General features: G+C 58.9%; 10 protein-coding genes. 7 read left to right on the top strand and 3 right to left on the bottom strand.

The genetic code is table 11. The features are described from left to right. Positions 1 to 113 precede the first annotated feature (113 nt). The 3 genes from DQN55_RS15480 to DQN55_RS15470 all read left to right on the top strand — a co-directional run bounded on the left by DQN55_RS15480 (position 114) and on the right by DQN55_RS15470 (position 6,225). Positions 114 to 764 carry a GNAT family N-acetyltransferase gene (locus DQN55_RS15480; protein ID WP_048379460.1) on the top strand — a complete coding sequence of 217 codons (651 nt, stop codon included), beginning with the start codon at positions 114 to 116 and terminating at the stop codon, positions 762 to 764. A gap of 62 nt (positions 765 to 826) precedes the next feature. After that, entirely contained in the window at positions 827 to 2,554 is a 1,728-nt protein-coding gene (locus tag DQN55_RS15475) for an autotransporter assembly complex protein TamA (RefSeq protein WP_048379582.1), read from the top strand. After that, on the top strand, positions 2,551 to 6,225 hold the full coding sequence (locus tag DQN55_RS15470; RefSeq protein ID WP_048379462.1) for a translocation/assembly module TamB domain-containing protein: 3,675 nt from the start codon (positions 2,551 to 2,553) through the stop codon (positions 6,223 to 6,225). Before DQN55_RS15475 ends, DQN55_RS15470 begins: the two co-directional genes overlap by 4 nt. A gap of 49 nt (positions 6,226 to 6,274) precedes the next feature. Here the strand turns inward: DQN55_RS15470 and DQN55_RS15465 are convergent, their stop codons facing one another. Next, complete coding sequence (locus DQN55_RS15465; protein WP_048379464.1) at positions 6,275 to 7,270, bottom strand: aldo/keto reductase; 996 nt, start codon at positions 7,268 to 7,270, stop codon at positions 6,275 to 6,277. 134 nt (positions 7,271 to 7,404) lie between these two features. On the opposite strand from DQN55_RS15465, the gene DQN55_RS15460 reads away from it, so the two are divergent. Together DQN55_RS15460 and DQN55_RS15455 are read left to right on the top strand one after the other, a co-directional pair. Next, positions 7,405 to 8,310 (top strand): LysR family transcriptional regulator, encoded by a 906-nt coding sequence (locus DQN55_RS15460; protein ID WP_048379466.1) that lies wholly within the window; start codon positions 7,405 to 7,407, stop codon positions 8,308 to 8,310. 113 nt (positions 8,311 to 8,423) lie between these two features. After that, the gene (locus tag DQN55_RS15455) at positions 8,424 to 8,612 is read left to right on the top strand and encodes a hypothetical protein (RefSeq protein WP_048379468.1); all 189 of its coding nucleotides are present in this window, start codon (positions 8,424 to 8,426) and stop codon (positions 8,610 to 8,612) included. Here DQN55_RS15455 and DQN55_RS15450 read toward each other — a convergent pair. Then, entirely contained in the window at positions 8,609 to 8,986 is a 378-nt protein-coding gene (locus DQN55_RS15450) for a hypothetical protein (protein ID WP_048379470.1), read from the bottom strand. The genes DQN55_RS15455 and DQN55_RS15450 overlap by 4 nt on opposite strands. 260 nt (positions 8,987 to 9,246) lie before the next feature. On the opposite strand from DQN55_RS15450, the gene pvdQ reads away from it, so the two are divergent. Continuing rightward, entirely contained in the window at positions 9,247 to 11,544 is a 2,298-nt protein-coding gene (pvdQ, locus tag DQN55_RS15445; protein WP_048379472.1) for a bifunctional acylase PvdQ, read from the top strand. Between the two features lie 70 nt (positions 11,545 to 11,614). Here pvdQ and DQN55_RS15440 read toward each other — a convergent pair whose 3' ends face one another. Next, a complete protein-coding gene (locus tag DQN55_RS15440; protein WP_048379474.1) occupies positions 11,615 to 12,616 on the bottom strand; it encodes a FecR family protein in 1,002 nt (333 codons plus the stop codon). A gap of 164 nt (positions 12,617 to 12,780) precedes the next feature. Here DQN55_RS15440 and DQN55_RS15435 point away from each other — a divergent pair, with 164 nt between their 5' ends. After that, entirely contained in the window at positions 12,781 to 13,065 is a 285-nt protein-coding gene (locus tag DQN55_RS15435; RefSeq protein WP_048379476.1) for a PepSY domain-containing protein, read from the top strand. Positions 13,066 to 13,126 lie beyond the last annotated feature (61 nt).

Below are 13,126 nucleotides of genomic sequence, written 5' to 3'. Positions count from 1 at the left end.
AAATGCCCTGCTAACGTAGGGTGCACGCGCCAAGATGGAACTGTCGAGGCGCTCCGGGGTTCGTACTCACTAGATACACCGTCATTCAAGCGGTGTCAGGGAGATTAATCGTCATGAGCCAACCACCGAACGCCACAGGTGAGATTTTACTGCTAGACAGCGGTTATTCACGGGAGGCGCGATCACTGCTGTATCAGGCGTATCGGCATGAGCCCACTTTCCGTTTTCTGTTCGATGCCGATCGCAGCGGCTATGAACAGCGCGTTCGGGCGACGGTGCGTGAGCTGGTCAAACAGCATTTTCTGCAAGACTTGCCTGCCTTGGGATTACTGGCCAATGACCGCCTGGTGGGCATTGCACTGATTGCGCCGCCGCAGCGCCGATTGGGCATTACGGAAAGCTGGGCATGGCAATTACGCATGTTGCTCAGTACCGGTTTACGTTGCACGCGTCGCTATCTGGACTACCATCAGGCGGTTCTGGCCTGTGTGCCGGGTGATGCCGTGCATATGTTGCCTCTGTTGGGCATCCATCCGGAATTCCAGGGCCTGCACTATGGTGAGCAATTGCTGGGCGCCGTGCATAACTGGTGTGCCGAGGACGAGCATTCCGAAGGTGTTGTGCTCGACACCGGTAACCCGCGATACCTCGAGTTTTACAAAAAACAGGGCTATGTCGAGATCGGCCAGGTGGCGGTAGGGCCAGTGGTCGAACATGTTTTTTTCCACGCCAATCCACAGGTGTTACAAACAGCAAACGCTTAGGACGAACTTTCTGTCTATTGGCGCGCTCTATGACCACCCTTGCCCGTGATAGCATTGCGCCTATGAAGTTTCCAGGAAGATTTACCAGTGGTGTTGTCCTGTTCCTCAGCAGTTTTGCGGCATCAGCCCAAAGCGAGCTGGTGGTCAAGGTCAAGCCGGCAAATAACGCCCTCAAGGCCAATGTGGAAGGCTATATAGGCAGCCTCGGCGATCGCGACGAGGAAGCCTTGCTGCGTTTCAAGCGTGGTGCGCAAGAGCAGGCCCTCAAAGCATCCCAAGCCTTGGGGTATTACCAGCCCAGCATAGAGGCCGAGGTCAAGCCCGGCGATCCGCCGCGTCTGGAGCTGAGCATCGATCCCGGTGAACCGGTGCGTCTGCGCAACGTCGATGTGCGCGTCGAGGGACCTGCGGCACAACTCAAGGCCTTCCAGATTCCAGACAGTGACGACCTCAAGCCCGGCGCAGTGCTCAATCAGGGCAACTACGAAGATGCCAAGCGAATGATTCAAAACCGGGCCCTGCGCTACGGTTTTTTCAACGGTAAATTTATCAAGCACGAATTACGGGTCGACCCGAAAGGCGGGTTCGCCGATATCAATCTGGTCTACGAAAGCGGGCCGCGCTTCTTGCTCGGGAAAGTCAGCTTTGTCGGCAACACACCGTTCGATGAAGTCCTGCTGCAACGCATGGTGCCCTTCAAGCCGGACACCCCGTACGACTCGGAGCTGGTCGCCGAACTCAATCAAAACCTGCAATCGAGCGGCTACTTTGAAACCGTGCGAGTGGAGGCAACTCCGAGTACTGCCGTGGGGCAAGTGGTCCCGGTGGATGTTGACCTGCATACCCGAAAACCGCGGACCATGACCCTGGGTCTCGGTTATTCGACAGACATTGGTCCGCGGGGCAAGGCCAGCTGGACCCGCCACTGGGACAACCCGCGCGGTGACAGCTATGGCTTCGAATCTGAAATCTCCCAGCCACGTCAAAACGTCGGTGCCTGGTATGACATCCCGCTGGATCCGCCGCTAACAGACAAATTGCGTTTTGCGGCCGGCTATCAATATGAAGAAATCGCCAACACAGACACCCTGAGCAAATTGCTCACGGTGGGCCCTGAGTGGCATAGCAAGCTGGATAACGGCTGGACGCGAATCGTGTCGCTCAAGTGGCAGCATGAAGAGTATCGCCTGGGCGATGACTCGGGACTGAGTACCTTGCTGATGCCGGGTGTGAGTTATTCGGTGTTGCGCAGTGACAACCGGGTCGACCCCAGCCACGGCTACAGCGTGATGGTGGATACCAAGGTGGCCAAGGAAGGGCTCATGTCCGACACCAACCTGCTGCACGGCAATGTGCAATTCAAAGCGCTGACGACGGTCTGGGACAAACACCGCTTTTTGGGGCGCATCCAGTTTGGCGGTAGTGCCACCAATGGTTACAAATCGATTCCGCCGTCTTTGCGCTTCTTCGCCGGTGGCGACCAGAGTGTGCGTGGCTACGACTATCAGAGCCTGTCGCCGAAAAACTCGGACGGTGATCGTATCGGTGGCCGCTACATGGTGGCGGGCAGCGTTGAGTACCAATATCAGTTTGCAGAAAAATGGCGCTGGGCGACCTTTGTCGACCAAGGGAATGCGTTCAATACGCTGGAACTTCCCAGCCTGAAAACCGGGGTCGGGATGGGGATCCGCTGGATTTCTCCAGTCGGTCCCATACGTCTCGATCTGGCGCATGCGCTGGATGACGATGGCGGCGTTCGTTTGCACTTCTCCATGGGGCCTGAACTGTGATTCGTGGTTTGAAAATAGCGGGTCTGGTGTTGTTGGCCGTGGTGATGCTGGTGGTGATTGCGCTGGGCCTGGTGCTTGGCACTCAGGCGGGTAGCCGCTGGGCCCTGAGCCAGGTGCCGGGGCTGCAGATCGATAACTTTGCCGGGCGCCTGTGGGGTCAGTGGAGTGCGGATCATCTGTTGTGGGAGCAGGGAACCAGTCGCGTTGAGGTCAATCGGCCGATCTTTGCCTGGTCGCCAGGTTGCCTGACCCGCATGACCTTGTGCATTGACCAGTTGCAGGCCGACCAGGTCAGTCTGCAATTTCCGCCGAGCGAAGACAGCAGCAGCGGGCCGATCAGCTTGCCCGAGCTGAAACTGCCGCTGTCGCTTGAGGTGGGTGAGATCAAGGTCGGCAATGTACTGTTTAACGGCATCGAGCAGCTCAAAGGGCTGCAGATGGCCGCACAATGGACGCCCAAGGGATTGCAGATCGACTCGGTGCGGGTTGATCGCGATGACCTCAACGTTGAACTGTCCGGCCTGTTGCAGCCCAATGGCGATTGGCCACTGACGCTGCAAGGCAACATCAATCTGCCTGCACCGGGGGATGCACCCTTGGCGCTGGCGCTCAAGGTTGAAGGCAATTTGCGCACAACGCTAAATCTCACGGCTGACAGCAGCGGTTATTTGAATGCACATATCAAGGGTGAGCTGCAGCCACTGGCGGAGCACCTGCCTGCGCAACTGAGCATCACGTCGGAGCAGTTCAAACCCTCTGCGGATCTGCCCGACACCCTGCAACTCAATCAGTTGTTGCTGACCGCCAAAGGCGACCTCAAAGACGGTTACGAATTGAACGGCAGCGCCAGTTTGCCCGCTGAGCAGACCCCGGTGAGCCTGTTGCTCAAAGGACGTGTGGATGCCAAGGGCGCGCAAATCTCAACCCTGGATTTGACTGCCAGCCCACAACAACGCTTGAAACTGACCGGGCAAGTGGATTGGCAGGAGGGTTTGAGTGCCGAGGCCAAGATCGACTGGCTGGCGTTTCCGTGGCACAACCTGTACCCGTTGATCGACAAGCCCGATGTTGATTTGCGCACGTTCAACGGCGAAGTGTCATATCGCGATGGTCACTACCTGGGGAACTTCAAGGCCGACCTTGATGGCCCGGCCGGGGCGTTCAGTCTCAACAGCCCGTTCAGTGGTGACCTGGGGCAAATTTTCCTGCCGCAACTGGAACTGATCGCGGGCCAGGGCAAAGCCAAGGGACACGTCAATGTGCAGTTTGCTGAAGGCGTTGCCTGGGACACGGCGCTGGACTTGAGCGCGATCGATCCCGCGTATTGGGTCGCAGAATTACCGGGTAGCCTCGCGGGCCCCTTGCGCAGCAAAGGCTCATTCAAGAACGAGCATCTGGCGCTGGATGCAGACCTTGATCTTAAAGGTCGTCTGCGGGGGCTGCCGGCCATGCTCCAGGCCAAGGTGCAGGGCGCCGCTGAGGCATGGACCGTCAACGCGCTGGACATTCGTCTGGGCGACAACCGGATTAACGGCACCGCCAGTTTGCAGCAGCAACTCAAGGCCCGCCTTGACCTGAACATGCCGCGCCTGGGGCAGCTCTGGCCTGGGCTTCGCGGCCAGCTCAACGGGCGGGTCGACATGGACGGTACGCTCAAGGCACCGCAAGGAACGGCAAAGCTTAATGGGCAGCAACTGGCCTTTGCCGATAATCGCCTGCAAAACCTGACGCTGGACGCCAGCCTTGATCGCAATCAACGGGGGCGATTCGAACTGAAAGGCAGCGGGATTCAAGCAGGGGATACCCCGCTCGGTGTGCTGACTGCCAGCGGCAGTGGCGACATCAAGCGCCAGCAACTCGACCTGGCCCTGCAAGGGCCAAAGCTGCAGCTCGGCCTGGGGCTGGACGGTGTACTGGATAAAGGCAACTGGCGCGGACGCCTGGCCAAGGGTGACATCAAGGCTGGCGGACAGGACTGGGTGCTGCAAGCCCCGGCGCGCCTGGAGCGTCTGGCCGATGGCCGGATCAACCTGGGTGCGCAGTGCTGGATGTCCGGGCCGGCCAGTTTGTGCAGCGAAGACCAGCGCTTGATGCCGGAGCCGAAACTGCGTTTCCACCTGAAACAGTTCCCTCTCGACAGCCTGGCGCAATGGTTCCCCAAAGACTTCCAATGGCAGGGCCAGCTCAATGCCGACTTGCTGCTGGATCTGCCGGCCAGCGGGCCAAAAGGTCAGGTGGTGGTGGATGCCAGCGGCGGCACGTTGCGGATCAAGGATAAGGGCCGGTGGCTGGACTTCCCGTACCAGACATTCAAGTTGACCAGTAACCTGACCCCGAGCCGTGTGGATAGCCATTTTGACTTCAATGGCGGCAAGCTGGGCCAGTTGATGCTGACGGCAAGGATCAATCCGTTGCCCAAAAACAAGCCGGTCACCGGAGAGTTCCGCCTGACCGGGCTGGACATGTCGGTGATACGGCCGTTCGTGCCTATGGTCGAGAAAGTCAGTGGCCAGTTGAACGGATCGGGCACGATCAGTGGCGGGTTGCTCGCGCCGAAGATCAACGGCAACGTGGCGCTGAGTGGCGGCGAGATTTCAGGTCCGCAATTGCCGACCAATCTGGAGAACTTGCAGCTCACAGCCCGGATCATGGGCGAAACGGCGCAGCTCGATGGCGGTTGGACCAGCGGCAAGCAGGGCCAGGGCAGCATCGCCGGTAACGTGGCCTGGGGCCAGCAACTGGCGGTCAATGTGTTGCTCAAGGGCAACCATCTGCCGGTCACGGTCGAACCCTATGCCAAGCTGGAAGTCGCACCGGACCTGAGAATATCCCTGAGCCCGGACAACACCTTGTTGATCGCGGGCACCGTGAATGTGCCCAAGGGTGAGATTGTGGTTCGGGAGCTGCCGCCCTCGACCGTCAAAGTGTCGGATGACACGGTGATCGTTGGCCAGCAGGTACAGGAATCGGCAGCACCCATGGTGGTCGACATGGACATCAATGTGGTGGTCGGGCAGGAGCTGCTGACGTTCTCGGGCTTTGGCCTGAATGCCGATCTGGCCGGTCAAGTGCACATCGGCAACAACATGGAGACCCGAGGCGAGTTGCGCCTGAATAACGGTCGCTACCGTGCCTACGGCCAGAAGTTGACCATTCGCCGTGCGCGTCTGTTGTTTGCCGGGCCGCTCGACCAGCCGTATCTGGATATCGAAGCGGTGCGCAAGACCGATGACGTCATTGCCGGGATTCGCCTGACGGGCAGCGCCGAGCAGCCAACGACGCAGATTTTCTCGGAGCCGGCGATGAGCCAGGAGCAGGCATTGTCGTACCTGATTCTGGGGCGTCCGCTGACGGGCACGGGTGAAGACGAAAACATGCTGGCGCAAGCGGCCCTGGGACTGGGCTTGATGGGCAGTTCGGGGGTCACCACCAGTCTGGCCAACCACCTGGGGATCAAGGAATTTGAACTCGACACCGAAGGTAGCGGCAACGACACCGCGGTGGTGGCCAGTGGCAAGATCAACGAGCGGTTGAGCGTGCGCTACGGCGTAGGCGTGTTCGAACCGGCCAGCACCATTGCCCTGCGCTACAAGTTGAGCAAGCGGGTGTATGTGGAGGTTGCGAGCGGCATTGCCAGCTCGCTGGATATCTTCTACAAGCGGGACTTCTAGCTCCAGCGACAGACAGCCCCTGCAGGCACTTGCTCCTGCAGGGTCAATGTCAGCGATTGAGCTGCTTCATCGATTCCTCGGTATAGCGCAAACCTGCTGCGGCGCCAGCCGGGAAAATCGCGTCTAGCTGGGCTAATTCCCGGTCGTCCAGTTTGATCTCCAGCGCCGCTACGTTCTCGTCCAGGTACTTGCGTTGTTTGGTGCCTGGAATCGGGATCAGGTAATTCCCCTGAGCCAGTACCCAGGCCAGCGCCAGCTGTCCGGCAGTCACACCTTTATCGGCCGCCAGGGCTTGCACCTGTTCGACCAGGTGCAGGTTTTTGCTGAAGTTGTCACCTTGGAAACGCGGATTGAAGCGCCGGTAGTCATCGGCTGCAAAGTCGTTCGGGCTTTTCAGGGCGCCGGTCAGAAAGCCCCGTCCCAGTGGGCTGTAGGGCACGAAAGCAATCCCCAGGCGCTGGCACATGGCAAGGCAGCCGTTATCTTCCTGATCGCGGCTCCACAGTGAGTATTCACTTTGCAGTGCGCTGATGGGGTGCACCTGGTGCGCCCGTTCGAGGGTGCTCGCCGAAGCTTCGCTCAGGCCCAGATAACGAACCTTGCCGGCCTTGACCAGTTCAGCCATTGCGCCGACGGTGTCTTCGATCGGCACTTCGGGGTCCATGCGGTGCTGGTAATACAGGTCAAGGGTGTCGATCCCCAGACGCTTCAAGCTGCCTTCGATGGATTGCCGAATGTATTCCGGACGACCGTTCAGGCCACGGGCCGCGGGGTTGGCCGGGTCACGCATAATGCCGAACTTGCTGGCCAGGAATACCTGGTCGCGCTTGCCGCGAATGGCCTGGCCAATCAGTTCTTCATTGGTGTGCGGACCATACATGTCTGCGGTATCGAGCAGGTTGATACCCAGTTCCAGCGCATGGTGCAAGGTGGCCACGGCTTCGCGGGTGTCGCTGCCGGTGGTATAGAAATCACTCATGCCCATGCAGCCCAGACCGATTGCGCTGACCTGAGGGCCGTCTTTACCGAGTGTTCGAGTCATCATGCGAGGTGCTCCTGAGTGAGGTAGAGCGAGTATTCACCTCGACACAAAGAAGATAAACCGGGTAAAACCATCATCACTGTTCGCATTTTCTAAACAGTACGTGACAAACAATTCGTGTGGAGGAGGATCAGGCTATGGACCGATTCAATGCGATGCGGGTGTTTACCCGGATCGTCGAACTCGGTGGTTTTGCCAAGGCTGCCGACAGTTTGCACATGCCCCGCGCCTCGGTGACGGTGCTGATCAAGCAGCTGGAAGCGCATTTGGGCGTGCAATTGTTGCACCGCACCACGCGACAGGTCAGTCCCACCCTGGACGGAGCGGCTTACTACCAACGGTGCGTCAGCTTGCTGTCAGACCTTGAAGAAGCCGAAGGGGTGTTCAAAGACAGCCAGCCCCGGGGCATGTTGAGGGTCGAGATGCCTGCCGCCATTGGTCAGCGTGTGGTGTTTCCGGCATTGCCTGAATTCACCCGACGCTACCCATTGATCGAGCTGGAAATTGGCCTAAACGACCGCCCGGTGGACCTGATCCGTGAAGGCGTGGACTGTGTGTTGCGTGGTGGTCTGACGCTGGATGATTCGCTGGTTGCACGGCCTCTGGTGCTGATGGATCAAGTGACCTGCGCCAGCCCCGGCTATTTGCAGGCCCGCGGGGTGCCGCAATTCCTTGAGGCGCTGGACGGGCATCAGATGGTGGAATACTTCTCCAGCGTGACAGGCAAGCGCTACGGCCTGGAGTTTCAAATAGGCGATGAGGTGCGTTTGATCGATCTGCCCAAGCAGGTCTCGGTCGACAGTGCGTTGGGGTATCTGGCAGCCAGTGAGGCGGGCTACGGGCTGGTGCAAGTGCCGTATTATCATGCTGCCCAACGGCTGCGCGAAGGGCGTTTGCAAGAGGTGCTGGGCCATTGCCTGCCTCCGCCTCTGGCCCTCACGGCCTTGTACCCGGCGCACCGGCAATTGTCCCGGCGGGTGCGGGTCTTTGTGGATTGGCTGGTGGATCTGTGTGTACGACCGCAAAGTGGGTTTCGTCGCTAAAACCTGTTTGCAGTTGTAACATGGCCCACCTCTTGAGGGCGGGCCATCCCGCAAACCCGAAACATTTACGACCTTTTGACTTTGATTTTCAGTCTATTTTTCAGGAACCGGTAATGACTCCTTCGCAGCGCTTGAAATACTCGATTCTGATTTCCCTTGTGGTCCTGGGGATCATGTTTGGTCTTTCGTACATGCAAAACGCCGGCATGATCACCGAAAAAATGTTCCAGTACATCGCCATTGGTGTGGCAGTCATCGTGGTGGTCATCAACGGCGTGATGCGCCGCAAGACCAAGCTTTAAGCCTCGATCAGTACGGCTTCAGCCTGTGGATGCAGGCTGTAGCTTTTATCACTGTTGAGCACCACCACCCCCTCGCTGCACAAGCGCTTGAGCACTTCGCGCACACTCAGAAATGACAGCGGTATATCCAGTGCCAGCAAATGGCTGTGCATGCCGCGCACGCCCAGTCGGCGATCATTGCCGGCGGCGGTCAACAACGCGTCGATGACCTTGAGTCGCACCAGACTGGTCCGCAACCCGAAGCATTTGAGCAAGTGGCGGATTCGTTCGTTACCTTGCAAAGGCGTGGTTGCATCCAGCAATCCGGTCTCGGGTTGAAAAGTGGATGCGCACTGTTGTTGGCTACCGTCCGTTGGCATTTGCGGGTTGTGCATGCAAAAAACTCCTTTTCAGAGCCTGATCAGGAAAAATAAAAAACGCTCTTAGTTAACTAGACGAATGAGCGGCCTGAATCATGAACAATTGGATGTAGAAATTTTGTCGTGAGCCTGGAGAAATCACGTGCGGCCTCAGTGTGGCCGGGGTTTGAGGCAATGATTAATTTTTTTACACCCCCTTCGTCTTTAGTGTGCCGGGCAGAGGTTTTCAATGCGTGAAGCTGCCCGGTCTATCTAACGAGACAGCAGGAGTGTGCGTGATTATTTCCCGGCCATTAAGCAAAGCGTGCCTTGCAGGTTTGTGCCTGGGGCTGAGTGTCTCAGCTCTGGCCCGGACACCCGTGACAGACATGAGTGCGGACATTCGCCGCACCAGTTTTGGTGTGCCGCATATCCGCGCCGCTGATGAGCGTAGCCTGGGCTACGGCATCGGCTATGCCTATGCCCAGGACAATCTGTGCCTGCTGGCCAATGAAGTGACGACGGTCAACGGTGAGCGCTCGCAGTTTTTCGGGGCGCAGGCGTTAACCCTGGAACAGCGCGATAATCTGTCCAGCGATATGTTTTTCAAATGGCTCAATACGCCCGAAGCGGTGGATGCTTTCTGGCAGGCGCAGCCCCCTGAAGTGCGGGATCTGATCGACGGTTATGTGGCCGGTTACAACCGCCAGCTCAGCGAGCGGACACGTCTGCCGGCGGACTGCGACAATGCCTCGGTTCGACCGATCACGGCCGGGGATCTGCTCAAGCTGACGCGCCGCTTACTGGTTGAAGGCGGGGTCGGGCAATTTGCCGAGGCCCTGGTGGCGGCCAGTCCGCCCGAGGCCGTGGTACAACGCGGAGCAACCCCTGAAGGCTTTCAAATGGCCGCTGAGCGCATGCAGCGCTTTGCCCTGGATCGCGGCAGTAACGCGGTGGCCATCGGCAGCGAGCGTTCGCAAACCGGCCGCGCCATGCTACTGGCCAACCCGCACTTCCCGTGGGTGGGCGGCATGCGCTTTTATGAAATGCAGCTGACGATCCCCGGCAAGCTGGATGTGATGGGTGCAGCCTTGCCCGGATTGCCGCTGATCAACATCGGTTTCAACCAGCACATGGCCTGGACTCATACCGTCGACACCTCCAAACACTTCACCCTGTACCGACTTGAACTGGATCCAAAGGACCCGACGCGTTATTTGCTCGATGGCCAGTCGCGGGCGCTGGACAAGCAAACGGTGACGGTCCGCGTCAAGCAAGCGGATGGCAGCGTGCGCGAGCAATCACGGGATATCTACAACTCGGTGTTCGGGCCAATTGTGCAATGGCCCGGCAAGCTCGACTGGAATGACCGTGTGGCATATAGCCTGCGTGATGCCAACCTTGAAAATGATCGCGTGCTGCAACAGTGGTACGCGATGAATCAGGCATCCAGCGTCGATGCCTTGCAAACCTCGGTGAACACGATCCAAGGCATCCCGTGGGTCAACACCCTTGCCGTGGATGATCAGGGGCAGGCGCTGTACATGAACCTGTCGGTGGTGCCGTATGTGGATGCCGCCAAGCTGGCGGCCTGCAGCGACCCGCGTGCCGGGCTTGAAATGATTCTGCTCGATGGCAGCCGCAGCGTCTGCGGCTGGACAGTTGACCCCGCGGCCGCGCAAAAAGGCATCTACCCGGCAAGCCAGTTGCCGCAATTGCGGCGCAGTGATTACGTGCAACATTCCAACGATTCGGCGTGGATGGCCAACCCCGAGGCCCCGCTGACCGGATTTTCACCCCTGATCAGCCAGGATAGCCAGCCTCTGGGGCCCCGTGCGCGTTTTGCCCTGCAGCGCCTGAATCAGCCGGGAGCGATCAGTGTGTCGGATCTCCAGGGCATGGTGATGGACAATCGGGTGTACCTGGCCGGGCAAGTGATGCCCGATTTATTGACGGTGTGCGAGGAGGATGACCGACCCGAGCTGAAGGCGTTGTGCATCAGTCTCAAAGCCTGGGATCAGCAGGCTGATCTGGACAGTGGCATCGGTCTGGTGCATTTCCAGAACATCATGGCGAATGTGCTTGAAGTGCCGGATGTGTGGCGTGTGCCGTTTGATCCGGCCGACCCGCAGCACACGCCGCGAGGGTTGAACCTGCAACAGCCGGCAGTGCTGTCTGCGGTGCGAGAGGCATTACTGGCCTCGGCAATCGCGGTGAAAGCATCCGGCCTGAGCCCGGACGTGACCTGGGGCGAGATCCAGAGGGTCGGCAAAGGTGGTCGGCAAATCCCGATTCATGGCGGGCCTGCGGAGCTGGGTGTCTATAACGCCATGCAGAGCGTGCCCGGGGCGGGTGGTACACGCGAAGTGGTGAGCGGCACCAGTTACCTGCAAACGGTGACCTTCGACCGGAGTGGTCCTCAGGCACAGGGACTGTTGGCATTCTCCCTGTCCAGCGACCCGAGCGCTCGCCATTCGCGTGACCAGACGGTTGCGTTCTCGAAAAAACAGTGGCGACCATTGCCCTTCAGTGAAGCGCAGATCGAGGCCGATCCGGCGTATCAAACCGTACGGATCAGCGAGAAGACTCAGTAAACACATGGCCCGTGGCCGCTGCCGGATGTAGCCTTGGGTTACTCGGCAGCGTTACGGCGATGGCTGCGTTTCAACCTTTAGGTCTGGCGTTGATCACCGGCCTGCCATTCGGGTTCAGGCTCAGGTACACCGGCAATACTTTGGGAAGGGAAGTGACCAGTCGGTGGATGTCCTGAGTGTCGAACACGCCACCGATCCGCAGTTTGCCGGTGGCGCTGTCAGCCAGGGCGACCGGCATGTCCAGGTAACGGTTGATCAAGGGCAAGGCGTCAGCCAGGGTCAGGTTATCCAGTATCAGCTTGCCGTTGCGCCAGGCCAGGTCCTGTGTGGTGGCCGGAGTCTGGCTGACTTGCGGTGCATAATCGCCCGCCTTGTAGCGGGCCTGCATCCCGGGCTCCAGGTGCAAACCTTCGCTACTCAGGTTCTTGTTGCTGGTTACCAGCACTGAACCTTCCACCAGCGTAACCCGTACCTGATCCTCGTAGCGCCAGACGTTGAACTGAGTACCAGTGACGCGCACCCGACCTTCAGCGGCCTGGACCACGAATGGATGCGCGGCATCGTGGCTCACCTTAAAAAAAGCTTCGCCTTTGTCCAGGGTGACCTGGCGCTGGTCCTTGTAGTTGCTGAAAGTCAGTTGCGTGCCCAGGTTGAGCTCGACCTGAGTGCCATCCGGCAGCGTCATCTGCTGCCGACTGGTGCTGGCTTCCAGGCGCTCATAGGCGTTGGGTACCCAGCCCAGCTGCCAGCCGCAGTACGCGGCCGCGGGAATACCGAGGAGGGTGATGGCGGCAGCGATGCCGAAACGCTGCCAGGTGCTGCGCCGGGCTGCAGGTGGCCGCTGGTGCTTCGGCGTTGCGGCGGGAACGGGAGGAGGGAGGTGTTCGCTGACGTCCCAGATATCCAGCATGGCGTCGTATTCAGACGCGTGGAGTGGATCAGCATTCAGCCACACGGAAAAAGCTTCACGCTCACGGTCTGTGCAATCAGGCTCATGCAAGCGCATGCACCACTGCGCCGCAGCTTCGGTGATGGCATCGTATTCAGCTTCTGTGAGGCGCGTTTCGCTCATTGGCATTTCCTGATTTTGTGCATTCTAACCCTGTGCCAGATCGAACGAGAACATGAGCTGCGTCAAAAGCCTGTCATTTACCCCGCATAGTCTTTTTTTTCTCTGCTACGGTTACTGCGGCACGAGAAGTGCCTGACACAACATCAATTAATGGAGTTAAGACAATGTTGAAGAAAACGTTTGCCGCCGCTATTACCACTGCTGTTTTGTTGAGCTCTGGCGCTGCAATGGCCCAAGCCCCTGTTGATCCGAACTGGGCGTTCTCCAAAGAGGCTGTCGAGGTCTTCAAAAACAAGGCGGGCTACACCACGATCAAGAGCATCGAGCTGGAAAACCCGGCCACCGGTATCTGGAAAACCGAAGGGGTCAAGAAGATTGACGGCGTTGAAGTCGAGGTTGAAACCACATTTGACGCCACTGGCAAAGTGTTGAGCGAGAAGAAGGACTGATGCTCGACAGCATCACACGAATGGCTTGCTGAGCAAGGGTGTCCCGATCCTGCCTACTGAT

It is taken from the genome of Pseudomonas taetrolens (assembly GCF_900475285.1).
Classification (GTDB): Bacteria; Pseudomonadota; Gammaproteobacteria; order Pseudomonadales; family Pseudomonadaceae; genus Aquipseudomonas; species Aquipseudomonas taetrolens.
Note: the sequence above shows the minus strand (reverse complement) of the source record. Positions and strands in the feature narration are given on the sequence as shown.

What these genes read in the sequence shown, in the direction of transcription:
- DQN55_RS15435 (WP_048379476.1), top strand. Translation starts at nt 12,781, where the DNA reads ATGTTGAAGAAAACGTTTGCCGCCGCTATTACCACTGCTGTTTTGTTG.
- DQN55_RS15460 (WP_048379466.1), top strand. Translation starts at nt 7,405, where the DNA reads ATGGACCGATTCAATGCGATGCGGGTGTTTACCCGGATCGTCGAACTC.
- DQN55_RS15440 (WP_048379474.1), bottom strand. Translation starts at nt 12,616, where the DNA reads ATGAGCGAAACGCGCCTCACAGAAGCTGAATACGATGCCATCACCGAA.
- DQN55_RS15480 (WP_048379460.1), top strand. Translation starts at nt 114, where the DNA reads ATGAGCCAACCACCGAACGCCACAGGTGAGATTTTACTGCTAGACAGC.
- DQN55_RS15475 (WP_048379582.1), top strand. Translation starts at nt 827, where the DNA reads ATGAAGTTTCCAGGAAGATTTACCAGTGGTGTTGTCCTGTTCCTCAGC.
- DQN55_RS15465 (WP_048379464.1), bottom strand. Translation starts at nt 7,270, where the DNA reads ATGATGACTCGAACACTCGGTAAAGACGGCCCTCAGGTCAGCGCAATC.
- DQN55_RS15450 (WP_048379470.1), bottom strand. Translation starts at nt 8,986, where the DNA reads ATGCACAACCCGCAAATGCCAACGGACGGTAGCCAACAACAGTGCGCA.
- DQN55_RS15455 (WP_048379468.1), top strand. Translation starts at nt 8,424, where the DNA reads ATGACTCCTTCGCAGCGCTTGAAATACTCGATTCTGATTTCCCTTGTG.